The organism is Neisseria sp. Ec49-e6-T10 (assembly GCF_051132615.1).
Lineage (GTDB): Bacteria > Pseudomonadota > Gammaproteobacteria > Burkholderiales > Neisseriaceae.
In genome coordinates, this window is the sequence record NZ_CP152375.1 from 1,606,692 (window position 1) to 1,631,289 (window position 24,598).

At 35.9% G+C, this 24,598-nt stretch carries 29 protein-coding genes; 10 read left to right on the forward strand and 19 right to left on the reverse strand.

The window, feature by feature from the left end; all coding sequences use genetic code 11:
* The first annotated feature begins 42 nt into the window (after positions 1-42).
* From AADH04_RS08355 to AADH04_RS08370, 4 genes are all read left to right on the forward strand, one after another.
* Entirely contained in the window at positions 43-264 is a 222-nt protein-coding gene (locus tag AADH04_RS08355; protein WP_434776835.1) for a transcriptional regulator, read from the forward strand.
* Positions 265-389: 125 nt separating this feature from the next.
* Positions 390-1,013 carry a hypothetical protein gene (locus tag AADH04_RS08360; protein WP_434776836.1) on the forward strand — a complete coding sequence of 208 codons (624 nt, stop codon included), beginning with the start codon at positions 390-392 and terminating at the stop codon, positions 1,011-1,013.
* 368 nt (positions 1,014-1,381) lie between these two features.
* Complete coding sequence (locus AADH04_RS08365) at positions 1,382-1,516, forward strand: hypothetical protein (RefSeq protein ID WP_434776837.1); 135 nt, start codon at positions 1,382-1,384, stop codon at positions 1,514-1,516.
* A gap of 16 nt (positions 1,517-1,532) precedes the next feature.
* Positions 1,533-1,793, forward strand: a complete 261-nt coding sequence (locus AADH04_RS08370) for a thermonuclease family protein (RefSeq protein ID WP_434779823.1) — start codon at positions 1,533-1,535, stop codon at positions 1,791-1,793.
* Positions 1,794-1,820: 27 nt separating this feature from the next.
* Here the strand turns inward: AADH04_RS08370 and AADH04_RS08375 are convergent, their stop codons facing one another.
* Both AADH04_RS08375 and AADH04_RS08380 read right to left on the reverse strand, forming a co-directional pair.
* The gene (locus AADH04_RS08375) at positions 1,821-2,564 is read right to left on the reverse strand and encodes an adenylate/guanylate cyclase domain-containing protein (RefSeq protein ID WP_434776838.1); all 744 of its coding nucleotides are present in this window, start codon (positions 2,562-2,564) and stop codon (positions 1,821-1,823) included.
* 20 nt (positions 2,565-2,584) lie between these two features.
* The gene (locus tag AADH04_RS08380; RefSeq protein WP_434776839.1) at positions 2,585-3,142 is read right to left on the reverse strand and encodes a Pycsar system effector family protein; all 558 of its coding nucleotides are present in this window, start codon (positions 3,140-3,142) and stop codon (positions 2,585-2,587) included.
* Between the two features lie 336 nt (positions 3,143-3,478).
* Between AADH04_RS08380 and AADH04_RS08385 the strand changes: the two genes are divergently transcribed.
* The gene (locus AADH04_RS08385; RefSeq protein ID WP_434776840.1) at positions 3,479-4,075 is read left to right on the forward strand and encodes a hypothetical protein; all 597 of its coding nucleotides are present in this window, start codon (positions 3,479-3,481) and stop codon (positions 4,073-4,075) included.
* Between the two features lie 13 nt (positions 4,076-4,088).
* Here the strand turns inward: AADH04_RS08385 and AADH04_RS08390 are convergent, their stop codons facing one another.
* Entirely contained in the window at positions 4,089-4,394 is a 306-nt protein-coding gene (locus AADH04_RS08390; protein ID WP_434776841.1) for a hypothetical protein, read from the reverse strand.
* A gap of 769 nt (positions 4,395-5,163) precedes the next feature.
* Between AADH04_RS08390 and AADH04_RS08395 the strand changes: the two genes are divergently transcribed.
* The 4 genes from AADH04_RS08395 to AADH04_RS08410 all read left to right on the forward strand — a co-directional run bounded on the left by AADH04_RS08395 (position 5,164) and on the right by AADH04_RS08410 (position 9,864).
* Positions 5,164-5,499, forward strand: a complete 336-nt coding sequence (locus AADH04_RS08395) for a hypothetical protein (RefSeq protein ID WP_434776842.1) — start codon at positions 5,164-5,166, stop codon at positions 5,497-5,499.
* 21 nt (positions 5,500-5,520) lie between these two features.
* Positions 5,521-6,213, forward strand: a complete 693-nt coding sequence (locus AADH04_RS08400) for an adenylate/guanylate cyclase domain-containing protein (RefSeq protein WP_434776843.1) — start codon at positions 5,521-5,523, stop codon at positions 6,211-6,213.
* 556 nt (positions 6,214-6,769) lie between these two features.
* A complete protein-coding gene (locus tag AADH04_RS08405; RefSeq protein ID WP_434776844.1) occupies positions 6,770-9,448 on the forward strand; it encodes a hypothetical protein in 2,679 nt (892 codons plus the stop codon).
* Positions 9,449-9,462: 14 nt separating this feature from the next.
* On the forward strand, positions 9,463-9,864 hold the full coding sequence (locus AADH04_RS08410; protein ID WP_434776845.1) for a hypothetical protein: 402 nt from the start codon (positions 9,463-9,465) through the stop codon (positions 9,862-9,864).
* A gap of 151 nt (positions 9,865-10,015) precedes the next feature.
* Here AADH04_RS08410 and AADH04_RS08415 read toward each other — a convergent pair whose 3' ends face one another.
* The 8 genes from AADH04_RS08415 to AADH04_RS08450 form a co-directional block, all read right to left on the reverse strand.
* Entirely contained in the window at positions 10,016-10,558 is a 543-nt protein-coding gene (locus tag AADH04_RS08415) for a hypothetical protein (protein ID WP_434776846.1), read from the reverse strand.
* Positions 10,559-10,626: 68 nt separating this feature from the next.
* A complete protein-coding gene (locus tag AADH04_RS08420; protein WP_434776847.1) occupies positions 10,627-11,637 on the reverse strand; it encodes a relaxase/mobilization nuclease domain-containing protein in 1,011 nt (336 codons plus the stop codon).
* The gene (locus AADH04_RS08425) at positions 11,630-12,160 is read right to left on the reverse strand and encodes a plasmid mobilization protein (RefSeq protein WP_434776848.1); all 531 of its coding nucleotides are present in this window, start codon (positions 12,158-12,160) and stop codon (positions 11,630-11,632) included. Before AADH04_RS08425 ends, AADH04_RS08420 begins: the two co-directional genes overlap by 8 nt.
* A 63-nt stretch (positions 12,161-12,223) precedes the next feature.
* A complete protein-coding gene (locus tag AADH04_RS08430) occupies positions 12,224-13,372 on the reverse strand; it encodes an ArdC family protein (RefSeq protein WP_434776849.1) in 1,149 nt (382 codons plus the stop codon).
* 69 nt (positions 13,373-13,441) lie between these two features.
* Positions 13,442-13,660 (reverse strand): hypothetical protein, encoded by a 219-nt coding sequence (locus tag AADH04_RS08435; protein WP_434776850.1) that lies wholly within the window; start codon positions 13,658-13,660, stop codon positions 13,442-13,444.
* 194 nt (positions 13,661-13,854) lie between these two features.
* Positions 13,855-16,167, reverse strand: a complete 2,313-nt coding sequence (locus AADH04_RS08440; protein WP_434776851.1) for an LPD7 domain-containing protein — start codon at positions 16,165-16,167, stop codon at positions 13,855-13,857.
* 83 nt (positions 16,168-16,250) lie between these two features.
* Entirely contained in the window at positions 16,251-18,206 is a 1,956-nt protein-coding gene (locus AADH04_RS08445; RefSeq protein WP_434776852.1) for a type IV secretory system conjugative DNA transfer family protein, read from the reverse strand.
* A complete protein-coding gene (locus AADH04_RS08450) occupies positions 18,203-18,565 on the reverse strand; it encodes a single-stranded DNA-binding protein (protein WP_434776853.1) in 363 nt (120 codons plus the stop codon). Before AADH04_RS08450 ends, AADH04_RS08445 begins: the two co-directional genes overlap by 4 nt.
* A 57-nt stretch (positions 18,566-18,622) precedes the next feature.
* Here AADH04_RS08450 and AADH04_RS08455 point away from each other — a divergent pair, with 57 nt between their 5' ends.
* Positions 18,623-18,886: a hypothetical protein gene (locus AADH04_RS08455; protein ID WP_434776854.1), complete on the forward strand. Its 264-nt coding sequence runs from the start codon at positions 18,623-18,625 to the stop codon at positions 18,884-18,886.
* Here the strand turns inward: AADH04_RS08455 and AADH04_RS08460 are convergent.
* The 8 genes from AADH04_RS08460 to AADH04_RS08495 all read right to left on the reverse strand — a co-directional run bounded on the left by AADH04_RS08460 (position 18,878) and on the right by AADH04_RS08495 (position 24,585).
* Positions 18,878-19,216, reverse strand: a complete 339-nt coding sequence (locus tag AADH04_RS08460) for a hypothetical protein (protein ID WP_434776855.1) — start codon at positions 19,214-19,216, stop codon at positions 18,878-18,880. The two genes, AADH04_RS08455 and AADH04_RS08460, sit on opposite strands and share 9 nt — an antisense overlap.
* 123 nt (positions 19,217-19,339) lie before the next feature.
* The gene (locus AADH04_RS08465) at positions 19,340-19,996 is read right to left on the reverse strand and encodes a hypothetical protein (protein WP_434776856.1); all 657 of its coding nucleotides are present in this window, start codon (positions 19,994-19,996) and stop codon (positions 19,340-19,342) included.
* Between the two features lie 100 nt (positions 19,997-20,096).
* Positions 20,097-21,176: a P-type DNA transfer ATPase VirB11 gene (gene virB11, locus AADH04_RS08470; RefSeq protein WP_434776857.1), complete on the reverse strand. Its 1,080-nt coding sequence runs from the start codon at positions 21,174-21,176 to the stop codon at positions 20,097-20,099.
* Between the two features lie 85 nt (positions 21,177-21,261).
* Entirely contained in the window at positions 21,262-22,476 is a 1,215-nt protein-coding gene (gene virB10 / locus AADH04_RS08475) for a type IV secretion system protein VirB10 (protein ID WP_434776858.1), read from the reverse strand.
* Between the two features lie 12 nt (positions 22,477-22,488).
* Entirely contained in the window at positions 22,489-23,313 is an 825-nt protein-coding gene (gene virB9, locus AADH04_RS08480; RefSeq protein WP_434776859.1) for a P-type conjugative transfer protein VirB9, read from the reverse strand.
* A gap of 12 nt (positions 23,314-23,325) precedes the next feature.
* Positions 23,326-24,018, reverse strand: a complete 693-nt coding sequence (locus tag AADH04_RS08485; RefSeq protein WP_434776860.1) for a virB8 family protein — start codon at positions 24,016-24,018, stop codon at positions 23,326-23,328.
* Positions 24,015-24,137, reverse strand: a complete 123-nt coding sequence (locus tag AADH04_RS08490) for a hypothetical protein (RefSeq protein ID WP_434776861.1) — start codon at positions 24,135-24,137, stop codon at positions 24,015-24,017. Before AADH04_RS08490 ends, AADH04_RS08485 begins: the two co-directional genes overlap by 4 nt.
* A 97-nt stretch (positions 24,138-24,234) precedes the next feature.
* Complete coding sequence (locus AADH04_RS08495) at positions 24,235-24,585, reverse strand: hypothetical protein (RefSeq protein WP_434776862.1); 351 nt, start codon at positions 24,583-24,585, stop codon at positions 24,235-24,237.
* Positions 24,586-24,598: the final 13 nt, after the last annotated feature.

A 24,598-nucleotide genomic window follows, 5' to 3' on the forward strand; every position in this document is an offset into this window, starting at 1 on the left:
AATAAATACTATTGGTAAACAAAATGGTTAGGTAAGGATTTTATGATGATAAATGAAGAGAAAGAAAGTGCTTTGGAAAAAGCAATTTCCTATTTTGGTTCTCAGGCAGCACTAGGTAGGAAACTTGGTGTAGAAAGAGCTACAGTGAATAGTTGGTATAAAGAGCGCAACAAAATTCCTGCCCATATAGCTGTATCTATTGAAAAAATCACAAATGGTACTGTTTCACGTGAAGATGTAAGACCAGACCTATTCATTAAATGAACATTCATTCGATACGTTCTACCCTCTCAACTGAGTTCGTTGTTTACAGCGAATTAAGGCAGTTGTGTGATAATCACGAACCTACACTTAGGATACTAAGTAAGTTCCTCTATTGGGCTGAAAATGTGGAAAGTAAAGCCCCTCATCGTGATGGTTGGTTCTGGAAAACAGGTAAAGACTTAGCTTCAGAAATAGGTGTTACCAGACGAGGCTATGAAGTGGCCAGAACCTATTTAACCAAGCTTGGTGTCCTTGATTTTAAAAAGGGTGGTATCTTCAATAAAATGCACTTTAGGGTCAACGCTGAAAAACTCTTAAAATTAGTTTATCAGGTCAAAGGGCTGCCTATTCCTCAAGACATTAATGAATACCAGCTTGATAGTGATGGCTTTAGGGTACCTAACTGGATGCCTATTAAACTATGGAATCAGTTTATTGGTATGCGTCAACGTAAAAAAGGACGTGCCATGCTGAATATCGATAAGAAAAAACGCATTAATGAATTAAAGGCATTACGCGATCAGAAGCTTGATATTCATCTTATTATGGAAGAAAGCGCTATTAAAGGCTGGGCTGCCTTTTATAAACCAAACTTTAGTCCAGCAGCAAAATCACTTACTGTTCCAGTTACTCAAGAACAGATCAATGCAGAAATCAAAGCAGCAAGAGAACCAAAAGGTACTCGTTCAACAAAAGAAACAGCTCAAGAGAACCTAAAGAATATCCTTTCAAATATTTTGAAGAAATAATCTCCTCCTATAGCATTATTGCGCCTAAAATTTATAAAATCGTCAAAATTAGCCTATTTTTCTAGTATTTTTGGCATAAAAAGCAAACAAATAGTTATTTCTTCTAAAAACAATCAAACCCCTCTATTTATGTACCAAATATAGTCATTTTTGATAGTAAAATTATTCTTTTAAAAATCATTACTTTGTACATAGAGTACAGATTAGTTTGTTTATAGAAGACAAATTAGTTTGTTACTAGGTGGCATAATATACATAGAATACAAACATAGGGTTACTTCATATAAATATAGTGGTGCACCTTACTTATTTAAAAAAACTAATAAAAACCATCAGATCCACATTTTGCTTTTTTAGGAAAGAAATACATGAACAAATTATTGATTTTACCTATATTGTTTTTGCCTTTATTTGTGCAAGCAGAAACAATCCAGTGCAAAGTAGTTGGTATTTCTGATGGGGATACAATCAGATGCTTAACTAAGCAAAAAAAAACAGATTAAAGTTAGGTTACATCAAATAGATGCCCCAGAATCAGGACAGGCTTATGGACAAAAAGCTAAGCAAGCTTTAACTGATCTTGTTTTTGGTAAAGAAGTGCTTGTTGAAACACGTGGAATAGACAAATACAAACGGACACTCGGTATTATTATTGACAGAGATTTTATGGCATATCAAGCATGTGAAGACCGTATGTCCGAACAAGCCAGAAAAACAAATCAAAGAATGACATGGGAGTGCAATTTACCAATGCATAATATAAATCATAATCTGGCATAGTTCACCTTTGAAAATTCTATACCCATATTAAGGTTTCATTCCATCAGAAATCCAATTGTTAAATTCCGATTTAATAACATCAGCACTATAGTTCAAATTATATTGATTATCATAAAATGAATGGAACCATGATCTTCCTTGCTCGCCATTTGTTTTGATAAGCTGTTCGATTATATTGTCATATATTAAGTTGGATAAAATAATTGGTTGGTTACCACCTTTATTACCTAATGATGATAAATTGGATGCTTGTGTAACTGCTTTTCCTATCCAAACTTTACTATTTATTCCAACTCCTTTTCTTCCTGCTTTAACAACTAGCTCCAGAGATGTTGAAATACCAATACCAACAGAAATCGTAGGAAACCCTTTTTTTTCTAGTAGCTCATTAAGCATTCTCATGTAGGTATTAATCCAAAATGTTTTATCTAAACATTCATATATATCTGACTTATACGGAGTAGTATAAACTGCATATACGCAATCGCCACGAATTCCTATTTCTCTTCTATTCTCGTCATCTCGTAAGATTTCTATAATTTCAGAAGTAAAGCTACGAATTATTTTAGAAACTTTTTCTTTATCTTCATCAGCAAATAGCTTAGATGAATTTCTAATATCTACAAAAATTCCTGTAACCCAAGCATAATAGGCGTTATCAAAAGTAAAGGCATCTTCAGAGGGAACTCTACCTTGTTCAAAAACTTGTAATTTATTATTTAATATTTCATCTACCCGTTTTTTTCCTGCTTTATAATCATAAGTTGCCATAGTTTTCTACTTTTCATTTATTAAACAGACATTGAGACTACCCACATCAATATAAAAGAAGAAAAACCAATTAGGGATATTTTCAATCCAGTTTGATATCTTTTAAATTTAATGCTGCAAATTGTTGAGTTTCTATGAATTTGAGAAATTAAATCATCTTTATGATTTTCTTCACTATATTCCAGTAGTACTTCTTTATATTGCTTCCAAGATGAATTGGTAGCAATATGATTAAAAAAAATTTTTGATTGGTATTCAAGGCATTTTGTATTAGCAAATAATACTGCTAATAATGTCCCAATACCGAGTATGAGTATTAGAAGGGAAATTATAAAAAAAATAATAAAAAGAATCCCTATACAACGATCAGCTACCAATATTGATTTGGTTGCATTTTTAACCGATTGAATATTCTCACTAGAAAAAAGTATTGCAAGTATAACTCCATAAATTGAAAGGACTATTGCTACTTTGTTTTCACATGTTTTTATAAAATCAATTGTTCTATCAAGTAAAATATTTAATTCAGGTATTGTAAGAAAAATATCTTTTTGGTCTTTTTTATTCTTGTTTAGCATATCTATTCCCTAAAATGCTAATGTGGTTTGTAGTATAATATCATAGCCAATACGACTAATAAATAATAATTATTTCAACTTTAATATTGTTATCCCATATAAACTTTACTGGGTTAGGTATTAACTATATAGGAATCTGATGTAACAGAGCAAACTGTTGGTTATAGTTCAGATCCAGAAGAATATTATTGTCAAGTAGTGTTACTTATAAACATGATGGTGTATTTATGGTGTTTTTTATAAAATATAAAAATAGAGAATCAATATTTATTTGCCAAATAAATATATAAACAAATTAAGATATAATGTCATTTGTTTAAAAAGGAGTGTGTAAAAATGACTGATATTATTTTTGATTGGAAATCAATTATTGCTGTTGCGGTATCTATTGTTACTGTTTATGTTGGGTATAAGAGTGCTTATGATAAATTTTGGTTTTCTGATATTGATCGATTAAAAAAATTTGATGAGGATTATAATGAGCTATCTTATTATGTTTGTGAGCTTTATGTAGCAAAAATAAGTTTATTTAGAGGGTTATCATTTGAAGATGTAAAATTTATTATGAAGTATTCCCCGACAAAAAATGATATTATTAATTTTCGCCTATCAAGAAAGTTTCTTCTCGTAAAAAATACACTTGAATGTAACCCTAAATATGATTTCATCTTGCGTAAGAATCTTAGATTTTTCAAACAAATTAAAACTTGTATCCCGTTTATTATATTTTTAATCGTCTCTCTAACCTATATTTTTTGGAAAAAATTTCTCCCTTTTACCGAAGGACAAAGTAATATAATATTTTGTTTAGTATTTGGAATTACTTTATATTTGGAATATGTTTGTTTAAAAAATGTTTTAGCTATTAGTAGCGCATATCAAATACTCAAAAAAATTTCTTTCTATCCAAAAGAAAAAATGAAGAATATATAGAAAAATGAGAAAGTTAAATCATATCTTCTTCATTCACTGGAGTTTGCCAATCAAATTTTCTTGGTTCTGTGTTTTTTGAAGAAACTTTATTCAAGTTTTTTTCTTCAGATATTTTTTTTTCAGGTTCAGTTTTTTGGGTTATTTCTATATTAATATTTTTTTTGATAAACAGATTTAATCCCCGTTGAGAAACAGTAACATCGTTCATAGCCAAATATTTTCTAATAGCAACTTCTGTGAACCCCTTTTTTTTAAGAGTCAAAATATCACTTTTAAATGGTTCTAATTTTGAGCGACCAACTGTTTTTTCTTTTTCCATAAATTCTTCTAGTGTAATCATATAAAAACTCTCAGAAATAAAAATAGTAGTATAAATATAACATAAAATATAAAAAAGAAGTATTAAGAATAAAATAAAAATCTAAAAATATAATTAATGAAAGTATTACTAAATAAAAATTATTCTATTCCATTAATGACAAATTACATTCAGCTAAGAGCACAGGCTGTGTGAAAACTCATTTTTTGCAACATTTCTAACCGAGTAAGTTATGTGAGGATTACAACTATTAGCCATTGAAACACCGCAACCCGATAGCGCTAAATATTCAGTTTTAAAGGCTCTGAGCACTCCTAGAGATGAATCTCAGTGTATAAATATTTTTACTCTCTCTGAGTTGAATAGTATTGAAACGCAGTAAAAAACGAGTTTTCACACAGCTTGGGCGAGAAGCGGACACTTTCAAGTTGTCTTATAGCGCTTCAAGTTTTATTAGATAAACATATTAATTGCCTACTCTACTATGTGATAATATTGATTATATGTTATTAGAGTATGGAGACCATACAATAAAATGAAGAATGATAGTTTTGTTATAAAAATAGGTGTTATTTCATGTTTGTTAGTAACATCAGTTTTTATATTTTTTATTACTGGAAATTGGATAAATATTTTCAAAGTTATGCTCCCTTCTGTGCTTTTGTGTACAGCCATTATTTGGCTTATTGATAATTATTTATGGAAGTTTAAATTTACTAAATCTTTTTTTGATAATCTTCCAAATTTAAATGGCGAATAGTTAGCTATTGTGCAAAAAAAAAGTGATAAAGAACCTCATATAATGAAAGTCATTATTAAGCAAACTAGGTCTAGTATTAGTTTAGAATTTACTGGCGATAGAGTGATGTCACAATCAACAATGGCAAGGCTTATTCAAGTAGAAGGAGTTTATCAACTAAAATATATGTGGAATGGTCACTTTAATAAAGAATATAAGCCTAAAGTATTTGGTAAATTAGAAGGTGCTGCTATTTTGGATTTTTATGATGAGTTAGATTCTTTGCAAGGAATATATTGGACATATATGCACTCGAAATCAAATAGCATAGGTGATATGACATTCAAAAGACTTAACAAATCATAATATATTTACAAGGACATTATTATGGGATTAAAAGAAGATCTAAATAGTGAGTTAGGTCAAATTTTTACTGAGAAATGGGATGTGCAGGAAACTACCAATATTCCAGATCCCGATCACTTACGTTTAAGTAACCACGCTAAAAAACTCGCAGAGGCAACAATACTTTATGCTGACTTGGATGGTTCCACTAGTATGGTAGATAATTATAAGTGGTGGTTTTCTGCTGAGATTTATAAAGCTTATTTACGGTGTGCTGCCCGTATTATAAAAGATAAAGGCGGGGTTATTACCGCTTATGATGGAGATCGTATAATGGCTGTTTTTACAGGAAATGCTAAAAACACTAATGCAGTAAAAGCGGCAATGAATATTAATTATGCTGTAATTTATATAATTAGACCGTTAATCAAAAAGCATTATCCAAACACTACCTTTGAGCTTAAACATAAAATCGGTATAGACTGCAGTGAAATTTATGCTTCTAGGATTGGGGTGCGGGGTTCTAATGATCTTGTTTGGGTGGGGAGAGCCGCCAATTACGCAGCAAAACTTACAACCATGTCAGGAAAACCCCTTTGGATTACGAATACAGTTTTTAATAAATTAGCTAATGAAGCAAAGTACAGTGAAGGTGTTCTAATGTGGGATGAGAAAGTATGGAGCGCTATGAATAATATGAAAATATATTGTTCTAATTATCATTGGTCTTTTTAGTACCAATGGCGAACTTTATGTAATATCTTGAGAGGTAGCCAAATAATCAATTGTTATATAAATTTTCAACCTTCAGAAATGACTGCTCTGGGCACTGAGCTGACTATAGTCTCTGAACAGACAAGTCTTTTCTGAAATCAAAATCTTGTAAACGTATCCAATAAAGTGAATACCTTGCCATGTCACAATTCTTTTTTTGAAGGAAAAAGCTATTTTTGAATAAAGGGCTGTTGAAACTAAACTCCGAATACTGAATAACTAAGTACACATGAAATAAATTAAAAAGAATTTTCATAATAATAAAAAAATACTTAAATGAGTTAAAAATAAACTATAAAAAATACAAATAAATTATAGTATACAAATTTATAACAAAAATAAAAAAATTTTGAATGCTTAAACACCTTTAAAGTAAAGACTAGACAGAGGATGAACTAATAAAGAATTTTAAAACTAAACGCAGGATAGGCAGTAGCCGGTAAATACCTTGTATTTAAGTTCTGCTTATGCAGAAAAGATGATATGATTCTAAAAAAATTTATTTTGAGTAGTAAGAATGGATGAAGAGTTTCAGTTAAGTCTAAATCAATCTTTTGCTGATCAGCAAAGATTACAACGCGAGCAAGAAGAGCAATTACAACGCCAAAAAGAAGCGTTGGAGTTGGCACAACAGAAGGCTCCTGAACTCAATGAAACTGTAAAAAATGCTTTTGACCAAAGCGAGTTTACCCATAATCTAAACCAATTATCTCCAGAACAAAAAGAAGCTGTTTTTGAAGGTTTAGCTGTGGACGTTGCCTTTAAAAGTGGGCATAACGATCATCCCAATATCAAATTGATGTATTACGATCCTCAAACTGGCTGTCTAATGGCTAATATAGGCAATAATAAATATGCCTTTGTAAATGTAGAAGAAACCATAAATGGCAAAGGGCTTACCGTTGATCCAGAATTGTTGGAGGCTAAAAATCCAGATAAAACAGAATATCAGAAAGCAAAATCTGAGCCTTATAGTGAGCTTTATCAAAGAGCCTATCCACCTGTAGGACGTAAAAAGCAGATTATCGATGCGTTAGATGAACATTTGTTTGATAAACAAGTATCTGGCTTTAACAAAAAAGAGCAATATATCCTTAAAGAAGCTGTAGGCTTTATTGTTCATGATCACGCTGGTGATCCACCCAAAGTTCACCAGTTACAGATCAACAAAGACGAAGTTCAGCTACAGTTAGGTGAACGCAGTGAACATCTGAGTTTACCAACTCAAAAAATTCTGGCTGGAGAATCTTTAGAGAATATCGTTAAACAATCTATTGAACCTTCATTAGAACCAGAAGACACCAGACGTAAAATTATTGCCCAACAGGGAGATACTGGTTGGAGTCTGGCTAAAAAACTGGATTCAGAACACCCATATGAAGCTTTAGGAGCTTTGTATCGATCTGGGCAAATAAGAGATATTCAACTTAAAGATGGTCATCAACACGTTATCCCCAATATCCAGCCAAATAAAGAATACACCTATGACCGCAGTCAATATACAGAAGCAGAACAAGCTATAAATGAAAAAATAGGGAGAAAAAATACTTCTGGGCAAGGTATGATCAATGCACGTATTGATCAGGCTCGAGCTGAACAAGCCAGACAAATACAGGAAGAAAGGCAACTAACGGCTCAACATCGAAATGAGCAGATCAGTTTAGCCAAAGGGGGAATGAGTGAAGACCCTTATTACCAACAATTGCGTAAAGAACAAAAATTTGATCCTTTGAGTTACGCTAGACAATACAAAGCTAAAGATGATGAAATTGTTCTAGGTATGTTGGGTAATGTGAATCTAAATAAACTACCTATTCCCGATACAGTCAAACACTGGGGAGTAGAGGTTTATCAAGCGACAGAACAAAGAGTACTGAACCAAAAAGCAGCATTCGAAACAGGGTTGAATATGCTCACAGGTATGGGCAGTAGAATGGCTGCTGGTGTAACCTCAATTCCTGCTGCGGCTATTTATGGTACAGAAGCCGCTGTAGCCATACAAAAAGATATTCAGGAACGCTATACCTATACGCCTAGTGCCAGTACACAAGAAATCATACAAAAAAATATAGGTCAGCCTTTAGCCCCTTATATCAAGCAAATGGAACAAGGCATAGAATCCGTTAGACAAAGTAATGTTGATGCTTATGGTTTAGCTGGGACAGCACTGTTATTTGGCTCTTTTGAAGTATTAAGTGAAGTTATACCCGTTAAAGGCGGTAAACAGCTGGCAAAAGTCTTTAAAATGGGTGGTGATGATACGATTACAGCCATCACAAAGAATGCGATTAAAGAAGGAAATATCAGCAATGTTAAGTATTTTGAGCATGGAGGGGTAAGTTTTAATAAAAAACATACTCAACCCACAAGCAATTTTAGCCAAACACCTGTGATACAAAAGAACGTAACCGTTCCTTTGTTTGTTGAAAAACATGCCCCATTGATTAAAGAGCCAACAGGGCAGTTTACAGGAACCAAAGCTGATCCGAACTTTGAATTCAGAACCAATGTAGAAAATACTGTATTACCTAGAGCATCAAAAGAGATTACTTACCCGACTGAAGTACCAAGCCCTTTAAGCTACAAAGAAACTCAGTTTGCACAAGATTTAAAAACAGTGGGCTTAACAGCAGAAGAATTTAGAAACCTTAATCTAAAATCAGTTGATACTTGGACAGATTTAGAAGTACAAAAGATGAAACAGCTTAGGGAAATGGTTCCTAACATCACTACAGAAACTGAATTACAAAAAGTGATTTCATTTAGTGATATAGATAGGTATTTGGATCCAGAAAACCCTTATACGACTATAGGCGGTTATATAGCTCGAGCAGAAGATGTAAAACATTTAAAAAATTATGATGAAGTATATGAGTCATTAAGACTAGATTACCCAAATACGAAGTTTGCTGAAGATGGTACAAGTTATGGCATCATTAGATTTAAAATGGAAAAAGTAGAAAAGATTCAGATACCTTATGGTTCTAAGCTAGGAGGAACAGATACCAGCTCGGCTCCAGCTACGAGGAATGGCTTTTTAGCGACACGTAATGGTGATGCTATTCCTGAATGGAATTATCCAAAAGGAGTGTATGAACTTCCACGAGATGGAGCTGAACTATATAAGGTTGTAAATGGAAAAGAAGTATTAGCAGCTACCTTTAGTGGTTCTAAAGGTAGGTTTATTCCCGAATAAAATTAGGATTAGTTATGATAAGGAATGCAATTTATACTGTTTATGACGGAGTGGAATATAGAATTTTTTGTGATAGGTATGGTAAATATATTTTAGTTTCTCATGATAAGGATGATGAATCGAAAGGATTTATTAGAGAAGATGATCAAGAGGAAATTTATTTAAAAGATATTACGCCTTCAGAAGTTAGTGAAGTTTATGGCATAAATACCTTCGGCATTTATAAAGGATGTGAAGTTGGTGTCAGAATGGATGATAAAACAGGTGATAAGGTATTACTTGGTGTTGGGGATGCCATGATTGCTAGTAAGCTTGAGTTTGAATTTGATGAACGTGGAGTCTATATGAAATGGGTGCCAAGGGATGAGGTTTATTTATTTGAAAAAAAAGAACCTATGCCTAATTATTTTAAATAGTTTGTTTATATGTAGTAGCTCAGACCTGATCTGAATGATTAAATTATAACCATCAGTTCAGGTCTAAATTATCATAGCTAATTTTATAAAAAATCATTGAGAATATAGAGGGGGTTAGGATTCACACAGTTCACTTTTAGAGAATGACACTCTAATTAGAAGGTTTCGATAGTTTATTATTTATTTTCCAGTTTAATTTTTCTTTAGCCTTTTCTAAATTGATCCTATTTTTTTCGTATTTAATAGGATCATATGCATAATTTAACATATCTAAAGTTTTAACAACCATATGTAACATACCAAAAAATAGACAAAATAAGCTAACAACAAATACTATCAATATGATTTTACCAGTCAAAAGCATTATAGTATTTGGCTCAACAGCTAAGTCATTTTGAAGCCTAATAACAAAATAGACCATTGCTGCAGAAAAAACAATGTCTATTATTAGATTAAGTATCGTTCGCCCTACAAGTACAGCAGCCTTTTCAGGTCTTTTAATCAATTCATTATAATTCATTAACTCACGCTCTAAATTCATTTTCTTTCTATATAATGTCTGAGTTTTAAAATTGCCAAAAGATTTGAATGTACCTAACAGCGACTTGAATATATTTACAAATTTTTTATCATAAATACCTACTATAATAGTTGTCAAAAATCCAATTATTCCTACCCAATCTGGTACATTCATTTTATCTACTCACTTAATAAAAATAAGTTAATTATATCATTTTTTTAAAAATTATATCTAAAAAGCATTTAATCCCTCTCGGGATTGTTATGATTAATTTCTACTAAATCTTTGCCTAAATGTTCAAATTTTTGTTGAGCTTGTGTTATAAACCCTGCCTGATTGACTTCTTTTACCAACTGACTAATAATATGCGCCTCTTCCTTATTACCCATTTTGTATAGTTCTCGTGCAATTAAGCCATAATTTTCAACAATAATACCCCGTGTTTGCATGGTTTCCTTTATAAAGGGGTGTTTAGGACGATCATTGTTTTTTAATGCTTCAAGTAAGAATTGAGCCTCTAGTTTATGAACATTAGCAACTGCTCCTCTCATACGCATTTCACGAAGTGGGCGTTTTTCTGATTTTTGGGTACGTCCTCTATGTTGTCGTTTAGTTGCAGCGCATTGGACACCTTCATCTCGTAGTTTCTCTGCAAAACGGACACGCCACTCAAATAAATCATTTTTACGTGGATTCATCCGTTTGCCGAGTTCATCACGCATCAGCACGCAAATATGCACATGTGGGTGCTGTTGATCCAGATGTTGGGTAAAAAGGTATTCGTGATGCTCAAACTGTTCTTGTGCGAATGCTCGAGCTGCATTTTTTACCGCAACGGGATCAGTACCAGCAGGCATAGATAAAACCACATTTAAAGCTTCTCTATATTTGCTTTTTTCTGGGATATTAAGTTTTTTCCAATCCGCTAAATGTTGATTAATCTCTTTTTTACCTTTGATGATATGACCATCCCGATCCTCCAACTCAAGTTGGCCATTACGACTGATATAATCAACATGTGACCTAATACCCTTCATACCTTTTGAGTTGGTACTTTTACGGGTAGGTACTTTGACCATTACTTCAGGGTGTTTCAAGGCAGCAGCCTTCAGGTTGGCAATACCTGATCCAGATTTTAGTGGTTTTACTTTTGAATGATTTCTAGGAGAAATATCTGCACCTGATTTTGATTTAACAGAGCGAGTTTTATACCCTAAAAACCAATCATCAACGCGTTTATTTAAATCACTCATTGTTTCTTCTCCTATTGGACAATAATAATTCGCCTACTTTTTCTGTATGGGTATTGATGATGTTCTGAAGGGCTGTGACCTGTTCACTGGTGATATTGCCGCCTTCCATTGAATTAAACTGCTTGGCAATCTGGTTCAAATTTCGACCAATACGTAATAATTGAGCATTGGATTGATACAATGCATCTACTTCAGCAGCCGTTAATAATGGAGTTTTATTTAAATAATTTCGAATAATAGAGGCAATAAAAGCATTAACTGTCATATGGTGTGGTTTAGCCAGCATAGACAATTTCTTTTTTTCTTCTTTTGATAAACGTGTTTCTATTCTGTTTCGTTTCTCTATGAGAGTAGAATCATGGGAAGTACTATAATGATTATGGTCTTTTAAAATATCGCATAGTAATTGTTTTACAAAATATGAAATACTGGGCTTACCATATTTTTTAACTGCTATTTTTTTGATGACATTGCGATCCGAATCACTAATTCCTATGATATCTAATGTTAGTCTTTTTCTCATTTTTATCTCACCATAAAAAAACCGATAACACAGTGGTTATCGGCTTTGTTTAAAATAAATGGGTTATCTATCTATATCAACATCAAATAAAGACGGTTGCTTAGCCCCTTGAGATATCTCTTGTATCTGATTTTGATAAAAGTTAAGCTGGGATTGCTGTTTTGCTGTATCTGATAAGCCAAGCGTAGCTTTGTTCATAAACGATTCTAAGGTTTGCCTGTACTGCTGTTCTTTAGCAGGGAGTAAGGCACTTTGTTGATGAAATGTTTCTTTAAGGTTCAGTATGTCCTGTTGAACAACTTGGTTTCGCTCAAACGATTGAATATAGTCCTTTATTCTCTGTGCATCTTTTGAGGCATAAACAATTTCCATAGGATCATCTTTGAGTACCTGAATCCATGATTTAACATAGGCTGCATGTTGGCCAATATCATGAGGTAAACCTAATTCACGTGAGAGCATCAAAGAGGTGATCTCGGCTCTTAGTTCTTCTTTTGCATAGTTTTCTGAGCCGAATTTCCCTGTTAAATCACGATCCATTCTTGAGGGGTGACCCGTCCAATGGCCAAGTTCATGTAGTGCTGTCGCGTAATAAAACGCTTGGCTGGGAAACTGCCCCTTTTCTGGTAAGTTGATCATGTCAGAATCAGGATTATAAGATGGGTGGTACAAAGGATGTACATCAATACGGGCTTTTGAAGCCAATAATATAGCCTCTGCCTTTTCGCTAGGTTCCCAATCATACTGAACAGGTTTTCTGTCATACTCAGGGATACCATCGATTTGTTCACCATTAAACACGGTAAATGATTTGATGATGGGTTGAGGCAATAAAGCATATTCCTTCACTGTATTGCCATCAGTATCAAGAACAGGCTTATTGTGCTCATCTCGTTTGGTTTTTTCTACATGAGTAATCAGCCTGATTAGACCTACGCCTTTTTCACCTTTACGTACCTGTGCATCAACCGATTGTGCCTGTTTGTAAGTCATCCAACGTGGATCATCATACATTTGCATCATCAGCATTAAATTATTGGTGCCAGAATAAACATTGCCTGTAATATGGTTGTAGGGTAAATCAAATCCTTTATCGGGTGTCCAAGGACGTTGCCAAGGGGCTGTGCCAGCTTGAAGGTGCTTGATTAACTCATTGGCCACATTTTCGGCATATTCTTGCCCTTTGTTTTTCTTGCTTTCTTTGGTATTCATTTATTTACCTTCCAATAAACAAAAAAAGCCCCTGAATAAAAAATCAGGGGCTAAGTTGATGGAGAATAATTACTGGTTGTTGTGCTCTTGCCAGCCAGATAAGGTCAATATGTTTTTGACAACATCTGGTGTATCTGGATGCTCCAGATAGGCTTTCATTTCTTCATAAGACTGTTGCGCTTGCCAATAATCACTGATCTGATCATCTGTCATTTGCGCAAACGCCATACGTTCATCTTCAGTAAAATTAAATGTTTCATCCTCAAAAATATGGAGTTGATTGTTCATGCTGATTACCTTTCTATTTCTTAATCTTGGTTTTTATCTTGAGTTGATGTTTTATTATATTCACTAAAATAATCGAGTAAAAAAGCAATAATGATCCCAAAAACATAACAGAAGGAAACAAAAATAAAAAAATAATAAATAAATTTAGAAATATCCATTTTTAATCCTAATCGTGAAGTTTATTGTCTATTCGATTATCTTTCTACTTCTTGATCTTGGTTTCTATCTTGGGTTGATGCTCGAGTATGTTCACCTCTAGGGGAAGGGACTTGTAAAGGCGTGGGTACATCCAATGTTTTACCATTCATCTTGTCAGCCATATGATCATAATAATTCTTTAAGGCATTTTGTCTGGCATCTCCCTTTAAATCACGGATCACATCTAGGGTATTGCGCTCAAAGAACTGAAGTTTGGCCTTTTCAGGTTGACTTAATTTAGCCGCTTTTTTGTCATAAGTGGCTTTTGACGTGGTGACCACATCTGTATCCAGCGCATGGGTCTTAATATTTTTGGCTTGCAAAATCACTTCACTGGGAATCTTACCTTGGCCAATCTCTTGAAGAGGGACATCAACATCTGTATCTGCCTTGGGTGAGGTTTCAATCTGCCCTGTAGTGGGAATACTGGAACCAGCCATCATCTTATCTGCTTTGGATAAAGCGTCTACATCTGGTTGTGAGCGTTCGGATATTTTTTGCTGATCAGGATTACCTGATTCTTTGTTTTTTTCAGATAAAGGATTATTTTCCATTGATTTTTGGGTATAAAGGCTGGCTTTTTCTTCTATGCTGTTTAAACTTTGATCTTCACGCAAACGTTCAACCAAAACACGATCAGCTTCAGTTGCCTTATAGCCAGATGTTTTGATACCTTGGCTTTCGGCCAACACATACATCATTTGTTTGAACTCTTTAGTACCCGATAATTTAATGGCATCCCACCCCTTGATTTTAGCCACTTCCAACATATCTTGAGCAATTTGGGTGTCATTACGTGCAGTTGATAATTTTTTACCTTTGTCTTCAAATAATACGGTTGTGGCATTATCAGCAGAAAGATATTGTCCATCTGCCACCAGATAACGTCTCTCCAATCCAGCAGGCGGCATTTTATAGTTCAGATCAGTAATGATTTTTTTAAACTCATCTTGGCTCAATGGTGATTTTTCTGCTTCTGTGCTATTTGGATCAAGGCTAGGTATAGGATCAGAGGTAGGTTCTGCTTGTTTTGCTTTTGGTGAGCCAGTATTTTCAGGGAGATTGTCTACCTCTTTTTCAGGTGTCGGTGGTGTAGTACTGGGTAACACAGTGGATTGATCCACTGTTTTTTGTACTTTTTCCTGAAGACGATCCATATCAGGTTCAATACTGTTGATTACCTCTTTAGTTGATGTACGTTTCGCTGTTTCCTGATTGGTTTGTTCAGGTTCTGAAGGCGTTAAAAAAGCTGCTTGTTCAGCAGCTTGTGGTTCAGTGTTTTTGATTGGATTGTCCATAATGGGTATTGTGTCCTTATTGAGTAAATGTTTAAGTTGATCCAGCCCTTCAAGTGCGTGAAGATCATTAAAATCAGAAGGCTTGTTACCTTCACCATATTGTTGCCCATAACGTTGTATCTGTTCTTCAGTAAACTGAGCACAAATCACACGGGCGTTGTCCCCTAGTATTTGTGCTGCTTCTGTTGCTTTTGCCAGCCCCTTATTATCAGGATCGTTATCCGCAGCCAAGATGATTTCGGTGTTTGGGTAATGAGGTTTGAGGTTTTCAGCAACACGAACAAGATTGCCCGCATCAAAAGCCACAAGGACAGGTTGACCTGTTGCCTCATGGATAGAAGCGGCAGTGGCGAAACCTTCAGCCATATAAAAACCCGCGGCCATCTTTTTTGCATCGCCAATCAAGCTGTAACTGCCTTCCTTTTGACCATCGCCCATATAACGTTTTGAACCATCCTGATTGATAAACTGAAGAGAAACAATTTCTTTATTCTGGTACATAGGAATAATCAGATTTTGATTGTCTTTGTAAAGATTCTGCTTAATCCCCTTAATGCACTCAGGGTCAGTAATCCCTTTGGCTTGTAAGTAAGGATGGGCTAGTTGAGCAGAGACGGCTTTTTGCCAGATATACTGTGCTTTTTGCTTGGTGACTTCTTGTGCCTGCTTTTGTGCTTCAATCGCCTGAAGGCGTTTTTGCTCTGCATCAGCCTGTCTTTTGGCGATTTCTTCAGCAGATGGGGCAACAGTTGGCTTTGTCGGTTGGTAGCCGTTTTGCATGGCGGTGTAAAACAGGGTGTTGATCCGAACATGACCTTGTTTTAAGCTCTTCCAAGTGGCTTGGGCTGCTCTGGCATTGTAGTTTTGTGCTGAAGAAGACCATTGATCCCATATGGGGAAACCTTCTTCACCCAGCTCATCTTTGAGTGCTGCACCCATTTTGAGCCATAAATCCCGATCATGGGAATCAACATAATCTAATGCTGTACGTATTTCATTTGTGCCCGTCATAATAGAACCTCACTAATCAATAAAATATATTAGTTAAGAAAAAAATACTGAATAAAATAAGAAGAATCGTTAATACTGTGTACTTAACCAGTTTGCATCAAACGAGAAATAATCGGCATGGAATCTACACCCAGATTATTTTTAACTGATTGTGCCAATGCACTGATAAATTCAGGTGGGCTATCAGGACGAACCAGACTTTTGATCATTTCCTCAAATAATGCTGAAGCATTGCTGGTTTCGGCTAAATCGACTGTCTCCAGTTCTTCAGGCGCAATAGGTTCAGGTTGTTCTACAGCTTGAGTAATATTGACAAACAACTCAGGTATTTGAGGAAGTGCCATTGATACGCGTGGTTTGAAGACCTCATCCTCATAATAAATAATCTTCTTGGCAAGAATCGGACGAGAGCTGGTCATGCTGATGATGCAATCTGTTCGAGGCATAATCTTTAATTCATCAGGATTCAGTACCGCACGGCGTTGATCTGACTGGCTGGTACTGCTTCCACCTCTGCCTTTTGAGCGCGACAGTGATTTAGCCTTATAGGTCTCATACCCGATCATATCGCTGTATTCTTTGGCATCTTGCTGATCCCTTGGTGGGTAAAATATCTGAAGCCCAAAGTTGGTAAAGAATGTCCTTGTCCCTTCTTTGGTATACAACCTTGTTACCTGTGACGGGCTTTGAAAAATCAACAGAAGTCTTAAGTTATACCCAGCAATATAAGCCACCCCTGATTCAATAATGGGGACAGCACCTAAAGCGGTAAATTCATCCATCAATAAAAGACACTGATATTTTAATGCTGGATTGTTCTCAGGTAGCCCTTGAGCCACATTGACACTGATTAGCTGGCTAAAAAACAGATTGGTCAAGCGGCTGAAGGTATCTGTTTCGGTAGGGATCACCCCTAAATAAATGGTCATACGCTGTTTGCGTACATCATCCAAATAAAAATCATCACTACTGGTTGCCGCTTCAACCACAGGGTCAAGAAAGATAGATAAAGGAGCTGTGACTGTTGCCAGAATATCTGATCCTGTTTTGGCATTGCCATTGGCAAAACCCAATAATAAAGTGGTGCATTGGCTGGACAGTAACTGACCACTATTATGTCGCCTCTCCATCTCTTTGATGATCCATTCAGATAAAGGATCACCATTTTTAGGTACAGTTAAACGAAACAGATTGGTTAACGTGGTCTGTCTGCCTGATTCACCTTCAGTCTCAATCATATACAGCAGCAAACCCACAAACAGCTTTTGAGCTGATTCGGTAAAGAAAGTACTGTTACTGCTGTCCCTTGTCGATTTCGGATACAAAATAGTAGCAATATTCATGGCATCCTTGTAGGTGTACACAGGATTACGGCGCACATAAGTTAATGGATTCCAACGATGACTGACCAGTGGTGCATGGGGTCGTGTTTCGTGTTCAGGTGTTCTGCCCGCAGGATTAAATAAAAATACCTTATGTCCATGTTTGTGTCTGAAGCCAGCCGTTAATAAGTAGTTCTCCAACTTCGGATCAAACACCACCATAGAATCACGATAATGTAAGCAATTGGGGATCACAATGCCCACCCCTTTACCAGAACGAGTAGGAGCTGCTAAAAAGGCAAATTCATTGCTGCCCCAGCGTAAAAACTTACCATTGTATTTGCCCACTAAAATATCAGGTTTCTCATGCTTAAGTGCCAGTAACCCAGATTGATTCATTTCCATTGGGTTAGCAAAACGAGCAGAACCATGTAGCTCTCTTTTGGGTTTAATGAGCATAGCTGCCAGTAACATAATGCTCGGCAAAATACCCATCGCCACAGAGACCGCCAGTGAGATATAGATATTATGCTGAACTGTTTCAGGATAACGTCCTATCTGTCCCAATGCACCTATCAGCAATAAAGGTGACCATGTAAACTCAATATCCAGCAGAAAACTCAATAAAAAGCTGCCTGCAAATTGACCAATGGCTAAAAACACCAAAGTGACCATTAAGATCAATAAAGCCATATTGCCTTTTTTAGGGGTACTCATTGTGCCTCCTCTTTGGCTTCAGTTTGTTTTTTGGTACGGATCATTTCCAACTGATCCACAATGATTTCAAACACACGGATGGTTTCTGTGTCTTTTTGATAGGTGCGAGAACGTAATTTACCGTGTACCTGAATACAGTCTCCTTTTTGCATATGCTGACAAACCAGTTCTGCTTGTTTACGATAAAGGATGGCAGTAAACCATTCGGTTGATTCTCTTGCATCGCCTGATTTACTGTCTTTCCAGTTTTCAGAATAAGCAATGGATATTGTGGTGGTGGGTGTGCCATCTGCAAAGAAACGTAACTCTGGTGTTTTACCGAGGTTACCCATAACGGAAATTTTATTAAGATATGGCATAAGGCTTCTCCTATAATATAGTTTGAAAATGAAATTTAATGCACTGAAAGAAAAAAGATGACCGAAACCGATCAACGCATCACTGAACTAGAAAACCGCCTCAATAACTTACAAAGCTTATCTGGCGGGATATTGAAACTGCTGTTTTTATCGATGTCGTACCACACGCACAATGGCTCTTTAACTGAAGAACAAAAGGCAACGATGAAAGAAAAAATGATTCAATTTTTGGAAGGTGAACCAGCATTGCTGGACATACTAGAAAATACTGAATATTCAAATGAAATTGCAGATATTACTCAAACAATGGATTTACCTTAAGGTTTCCAGAATCTTATTCAGATGTTGTTTTGCCACTTGATAAGAAGCGGTATTTTGTTTTCTCGCTCCTTTATTTGTGCGCGAAGAAACAACAGACATCAGCGCATATTGGCTATTGAGATGGTTCAATATCAAGCCTTCCAACTCATCAACCCGATTAAGGGCTTCCTTCAGTTTGATGTTTCTGTCCTCAAGAGTAGATGATAACTTTTGGTATTCAGTCACACAACGCAGTAATGTTTTACTAACTGCCGATTCATTCAATAGATTTTGAATTTCTTTGATAACCTGATCCTGCTCAGGGGTGGTTCTAATGGTAAGTGTACCCATAGTAAAACGTCCTTTCTTATAAAGTTATAAAAAAAGCCACTTTTGTAAGTGACTTTAATTTTAAAATATATGAGTACTAATTGCTTTGAATCAATAAGTTTCGTAACGAATCTATAAAGAAATTTAGATTTTTACACCTTTTTTTATAGCAAGTTCAATGAGTTCATCGACATCATTAAATCCTATATAATCTATTAGAGAGATTTTATTCCCTAATCCATTTAATGATGTCCCCATGACAACGCCAGTCCTATTATCAGGGTCAATCCAAAACCTATCATGAAACGCTTTTGTTTCAACGTCATTAATTTTTACCTTACTATTTAATTTTCCTATCTCCAAATGCATATCTGTTTTAATTTCAGACTCTTTGCCATTGGTTACAATTATAATTTCTTCTAACGTAGAGGCAAAAGGGGCAATCAATCTTCCAAATAAACTAGGAATATCATGTTTATCCGATTTTTTGTACAAATAAGGGTCAATTATTAGTATTCTCTTAGTATTATTGAATTTTTGCAGAAATTTGGCTACTATATATTCTGTTTGATTGATTGACATAGTCTGTGACAGAACATCTTCCATAGCTATATTAAAATTAAGCAAGGAAGATAAACCTTTTTCCAAAATATGCTCTAATATTTCTTTTCGTAATGAATATACAGGTACTGCCAACTGCTGGAAATTATAATCATTTAAAATTCCTGACCTAAGCAAAACGTTTGAAAAATCAGATAATGAGTTACCATTGTTTGGTGTAATTATATAATAGTCCTTCATGCAATTCCTCTCCGCATATCAATAGCTGTGTTGTATTATTTTATTGGAATTCTATGCAAATAGTGGCAATAAATGCTTTAAAAATCAAATATAATTTACACTAATTTCGCCCACTCATGGCATAAAACTTCTCCACTGGATCAAAATACAGCTCAGTCATATAGGTTTTGCTGAAGAAACACACAATATCAATGGTGGCTCTGACCGTATTCAGAATATAGTTAAAATCCATTGTTTGACCTGTAGAGGATTCTTTGGCCAGTTGTGCGATCCGATAATGGACTGAACGAGCATCATTGGCATGTACGGAAGTTAAACCACCTGCATGACCTGTATTTAATGCCGAAAGATAATCCCAAGCCTCATCTCCTCTTAGTTCGGTTAAGAAGATGCGATCAGGTTTTAGTCGCATGCAACTGGAGATCACCGCTTTGGCTGTCACATGTTCTTTAAAAAACAGATGAACATGATTCGGGTGATTGGGTAAATCCAGCTCGTGGGTGTCTTCAATAGTCAGAATCCTAGTATCAAGGGGAATCATATCGGCAATGGCTTTAGTAAAGGTGGTTTTACCTGATCCTGTTCCACCAACCATACAAATATTCAGCTTGTGTTGTACCGCCAATTCAAAAAAACGATTCAAATTTCGATCCGCTTTAGCTTGCAGCATATCCAGTTGCCAATCATGAAGAAGGACATCATTAGGTAGCTGCATTTTGTCACTGATATCACGGTAATGTTTACTGTCGATTTCGATATCTGTTTGCGCTTTACCAAATGAGCCAACATCAGTAAAGGACTGCAACCTATCGGTATTTAAATAATCATTTAAACTAAAACGGGTATGAGATGGTTTCCTGAAGCTAAACACTATGGTTTTATCTTCACAAGAAGGGGGCATCATAATATGGCCACGTTCCCCATCAGGTAAAGTAACTGATTGCATAGGGTGAAGATGATTAATGGATTTTGAGTTATAAATCGCTAGTGCATTGGCCAGAGTCTCCAGCTTGGTGTAACTTAATGCCTCATTTTCTAATCGAATAACACCACTAGAGCCTTCTAAAAACACCTCATTGGGGCGATTGATCATCACTTCGGTAATGCCTGTACGGTTGAGGTAATCATCAATACTCAATTGTTTGAGTAAATTTCTAACAACAATATCATCATGAATCATTGTTTTGACCTTATAAAAAAGACATAAAAAAACCAGCTCATTTTGGTTAGCTGGTTTTGATTGGGTTGATTGACTTTGTGAGTCATTAAAAATAAGGTGTGACTACCTCATACACTTTAGAAAAATCCACATCCCGAGACACCATCACATTGATTAATGAACCTTGGTTCACGTATCCTGTAGGTGGAATATTGATGCTGTTTTTTAATGCTTCTGTTGCCATCTCTTCAGCAGCATCATTGGCGTTTTCAAAGGTGATATTGTCATTGCCTTTGTTACGGTTATTCAGGTTTTCTGATAGATCTGAAATCAGACTGATCAGCATTGCGCCACCAAAACGCTGAAAGAAATGATAATTGACCCGTGCGCCATGTCCCGCAGCACCTAATTGTCCCGCACCTGTGCTGGCGATATTGACCTTAACCCCATTAGGCGTTTCAACTTCATTCCACAGCACAAATACCCTAGCTTGCCCCTGAACCAAGGCAGAAGTTTGTTCTCCCACCAGTTTAGAGCCACGTTCTAACAGTAATACCCGACCATTGGCAGAATAAACATCTTTAGTCACCAAACAACGGGTAAATCCTGCATGAGTGGTAATAATCTGTGTATCCAATGTGCAAGGTATATTGGTTCCCTTGGAGAGTAGGTAAGTGGAATCGATACGCTTTTGTGCCGTGGCTTGATAAGTAGCCGTTGGTTTTAATTTATCCCCCAATGTACTATTACCTGATCCATCATCATTAAAACTGACAGGTTGTGCTTCAGCAGTTTGAGTGTATTCTCCAGCAGAACGTCCTCCTTCAAAATCCACCAGAACATTACCCCTCATCTTGCGTTGCTCTGGGGTTTCTTCTGGTTCTTTTTGATCCGTTGATTGTGCCATCTGCTCAGGAGCTGCTTCAGCTTGTTGTTCTGGAATCTGAGCCATCTCCATTACTTCAGGTTCACTAGCTTGTTCAGGCATTTTTAACGCCAACTCTTCCTTATCTTGCTCAAAATCTTTAGGCTGGTTGTTTTTGATTTCATCAAGTGGTTGGGTGTTTTCTGCTACGGTATCACCTGAGCCACTACTAAATGCAATCAAACCTGAAACAATTAAACCAAGAGCAACAATACCAATACCCGCCATAGCCACTTTATTGACATTACTATTCTTTTTGCTTGGGCTTAAATCTTGGGGAATGCCCATTTCCACAGTGTCATCCTGAATTTTATCTGCCAGTGATTCTTCTATAGTGTTTTCAGGAATTTCTAAGTCTGAAGCTTTTTTCTTTTTGAATTTATTTAAAATACCCATAATTGTGATCCTTTACTTAACGATACGAATAGAACTTTGATCTGAAGTACCTGTGCGATTAAATAGTCCTTTTTCATCAAAGCCCCGATTTTCAACAGCAAGTACACTGTTACCCAAACGCAGCATGTATTTTTTAGCGGTTTCATGCACAATGACGGTATCTGCTTCAATATGGGTATTAAGCAGCATCTCCGAGCCATCAGGCATTACCTTATAAATCGTGGGCAAATCCCGACCATCATTAAATTTGAAAAAGGTAAATAAACCATTATCAAAAACAGCAGTAGGAACCAATGCTTTAGTCCCTTGAGCCCAATAGTTATAGTTAGCCTGATCCTTTTGTTTGGGTAGGCTCTGTAAAATGTCCTTTGCCTGCTTTTGTTTAAGGCTTTCTGCCTGCATCACAGCTTTTTGACTATCAGGATAAGAAAAACGCAAAATATAAGTAGGTGCTTGATGCTTCTGTCCTTTTCTCACTTGACGAGCTAAAGACAGATAAAACGCATAGGTACGCTTATTGGTGGTGATGATCATATTGGTATTGGGACTTTGGGCAATGGGCTTAAATATGATGTTGTTGCCCTTAACAGATAAGTTCCATGCTTGCCCATCCCCCATCCCTAAAGCAGCATTATCCCCAATCAGCCGTTCGTCTTGCTCCAGTTGGATCATGGTTGTTCTGCCCACTTGAGCACGAATATTCACCACATTATCAGGGTCATAATGCACATACTGAATACGGGCATCTTTGCTCGATGTACTGGGGGTAATATCTGCATTGGCCATAACTGAACAACCCAGCAATACCGCTAAAACACATAATTTGTTCTTGAACATTATTTTTTCTCCTTATGGCGCAGCTTCTGGATCAACACGGTAGCTTGTGACTTGAAAACCTAACGGGTTAATCAGGCGATCTGCTTCTTGAAGGGGTTTGTTTTGATATTCAAATGCCACTGTTGCGATCATCTTTTGAGGGGCAGGTTTAGTCACACCATTGGTTAAAGGAATAAGGTGCTTTTCAAAACGAACTTGCGCCATTTCACCGACAAAGCTAATGGCATTCACCTTCACAATAACCTTGAATTGATCCTTCAGTATCAAGTGAGGCGCAGCAGGATTTTTGTTATACAGCTTGGCAAATTCAGCTTGTACAGGTGGGGTAGATAATAGATTGGTGGCATTGTACGTAGACTGTACTGTTTGCCAATCATAGGATTCCCGATAAATCACGTACTGAGCTAGCCAGTATTTGTTAATCACTTCACCATAAGATTTTTCAGAGGTTTTAAGCTGAGTGACAATGTCTGTTGCCCCTGTATTATTGTCTACGCGAATGACAAAAGGGATCACGGTTTTAAGTGGAGTCAATCCAGCAATTGCCCCAATGGACAACCCCATAATCAGTAAACAAGCACAAGTAATCCGCCAAGCAATCTTGCTGTTTTGACGAACTCGTTCAATCTCGGACTTTTCAAAATCTTTGGCACACTGGATGAATTTGCTGGCTGCCTTTTGAGAAGATAATGTTTTTTGAGTCATTTGTTTACCTCCTGAGCAGGTGGATTAATGGGAAAATATTGTCCATAAGGACGAGGTGGTTTATTGGTGCAGGCAGCACAAAAGAGCACTGCTATCATGAGTGCAATACATACTTTCATTAAATAAATCCTTTTATTGAGACGTAAAAAAACCCGCACTAGGCGAGTTAAATTACTTTTATGAAATAAAAATTACTGACAATACTACTGATGACGATTAATCATCATAATAAGGCGTACCAAAATAACCTTTTCCAGAAGCAAAGGCAAAAGGAATCAAACTCAAAAAACCGACTATAGCTAGCTTAGATGAAACTTCACCAAACCCTAGGAGTATTGCAATTAGTCCACCTACAATTCCAACAATACTGGCAAGTCCAAGAGAATATCTGACAATTAAAATAAATATCCCTAGAGACCATGCTATTGCATACCCAATCGCATCTAGTGTATTTTTTATGATTCTTAATACAGATAAAAAAGTATGCCAAATATAAATTAATATATCTGCACCCTTATTAACAACACGCGATACAGTTAAATAAATTTGCTTTAATTTATAAGGCATTTTTTTATTCTCC

Coding starts and splice junctions, on each gene's coding strand:
- AADH04_RS08390 (WP_434776841.1), bottom strand. CDS start 4,394: ATGGAAAAAGAAAAAACAGTTGGTCGCTCAAAATTAGAACCATTTAAA.
- AADH04_RS08375 (WP_434776838.1), bottom strand. CDS start 2,564: ATGGCAACTTATGATTATAAAGCAGGAAAAAAACGGGTAGATGAAATA.
- AADH04_RS08405 (WP_434776844.1), top strand. CDS start 6,770: ATGGATGAAGAGTTTCAGTTAAGTCTAAATCAATCTTTTGCTGATCAG.
- AADH04_RS08435 (WP_434776850.1), bottom strand. CDS start 13,660: ATGAACAATCAACTCCATATTTTTGAGGATGAAACATTTAATTTTACT.
- AADH04_RS08420 (WP_434776847.1), bottom strand. CDS start 11,637: ATGAGTGATTTAAATAAACGCGTTGATGATTGGTTTTTAGGGTATAAA.
- AADH04_RS08490 (WP_434776861.1), bottom strand. CDS start 24,137: ATGAAAGTATGTATTGCACTCATGATAGCAGTGCTCTTTTGTGCTGCC.
- AADH04_RS08425 (WP_434776848.1), bottom strand. CDS start 12,160: ATGAGAAAAAGACTAACATTAGATATCATAGGAATTAGTGATTCGGAT.
- AADH04_RS08355 (WP_434776835.1), top strand. CDS start 43: ATGATGATAAATGAAGAGAAAGAAAGTGCTTTGGAAAAAGCAATTTCC.
- AADH04_RS08380 (WP_434776839.1), bottom strand. CDS start 3,142: ATGCTAAACAAGAATAAAAAAGACCAAAAAGATATTTTTCTTACAATA.
- virB10 (WP_434776858.1), bottom strand. CDS start 22,476: ATGGGTATTTTAAATAAATTCAAAAAGAAAAAAGCTTCAGACTTAGAA.
- virB11 (WP_434776857.1), bottom strand. CDS start 21,176: ATGATTCATGATGATATTGTTGTTAGAAATTTACTCAAACAATTGAGT.
- AADH04_RS08365 (WP_434776837.1), top strand. CDS start 1,382: ATGAACAAATTATTGATTTTACCTATATTGTTTTTGCCTTTATTTGTG.
- virB9 (WP_434776859.1), bottom strand. CDS start 23,313: ATGTTCAAGAACAAATTATGTGTTTTAGCGGTATTGCTGGGTTGTTCA.
- AADH04_RS08495 (WP_434776862.1), bottom strand. CDS start 24,585: ATGCCTTATAAATTAAAGCAAATTTATTTAACTGTATCGCGTGTTGTT.
- AADH04_RS08415 (WP_434776846.1), bottom strand. CDS start 10,558: ATGAATGTACCAGATTGGGTAGGAATAATTGGATTTTTGACAACTATT.
- AADH04_RS08465 (WP_434776856.1), bottom strand. CDS start 19,996: ATGAAGGACTATTATATAATTACACCAAACAATGGTAACTCATTATCT.
- AADH04_RS08385 (WP_434776840.1), top strand. CDS start 3,479: ATGACTGATATTATTTTTGATTGGAAATCAATTATTGCTGTTGCGGTA.
- AADH04_RS08455 (WP_434776854.1), top strand. CDS start 18,623: ATGACCGAAACCGATCAACGCATCACTGAACTAGAAAACCGCCTCAAT.
- AADH04_RS08450 (WP_434776853.1), bottom strand. CDS start 18,565: ATGCCATATCTTAATAAAATTTCCGTTATGGGTAACCTCGGTAAAACA.
- AADH04_RS08485 (WP_434776860.1), bottom strand. CDS start 24,018: ATGACTCAAAAAACATTATCTTCTCAAAAGGCAGCCAGCAAATTCATC.
- AADH04_RS08445 (WP_434776852.1), bottom strand. CDS start 18,206: ATGAGTACCCCTAAAAAAGGCAATATGGCTTTATTGATCTTAATGGTC.
- AADH04_RS08460 (WP_434776855.1), bottom strand. CDS start 19,216: ATGGGTACACTTACCATTAGAACCACCCCTGAGCAGGATCAGGTTATC.
- AADH04_RS08440 (WP_434776851.1), bottom strand. CDS start 16,167: ATGACGGGCACAAATGAAATACGTACAGCATTAGATTATGTTGATTCC.
- AADH04_RS08410 (WP_434776845.1), top strand. CDS start 9,463: ATGATAAGGAATGCAATTTATACTGTTTATGACGGAGTGGAATATAGA.
- AADH04_RS08430 (WP_434776849.1), bottom strand. CDS start 13,372: ATGAATACCAAAGAAAGCAAGAAAAACAAAGGGCAAGAATATGCCGAA.
- AADH04_RS08400 (WP_434776843.1), top strand. CDS start 5,521: ATGGGATTAAAAGAAGATCTAAATAGTGAGTTAGGTCAAATTTTTACT.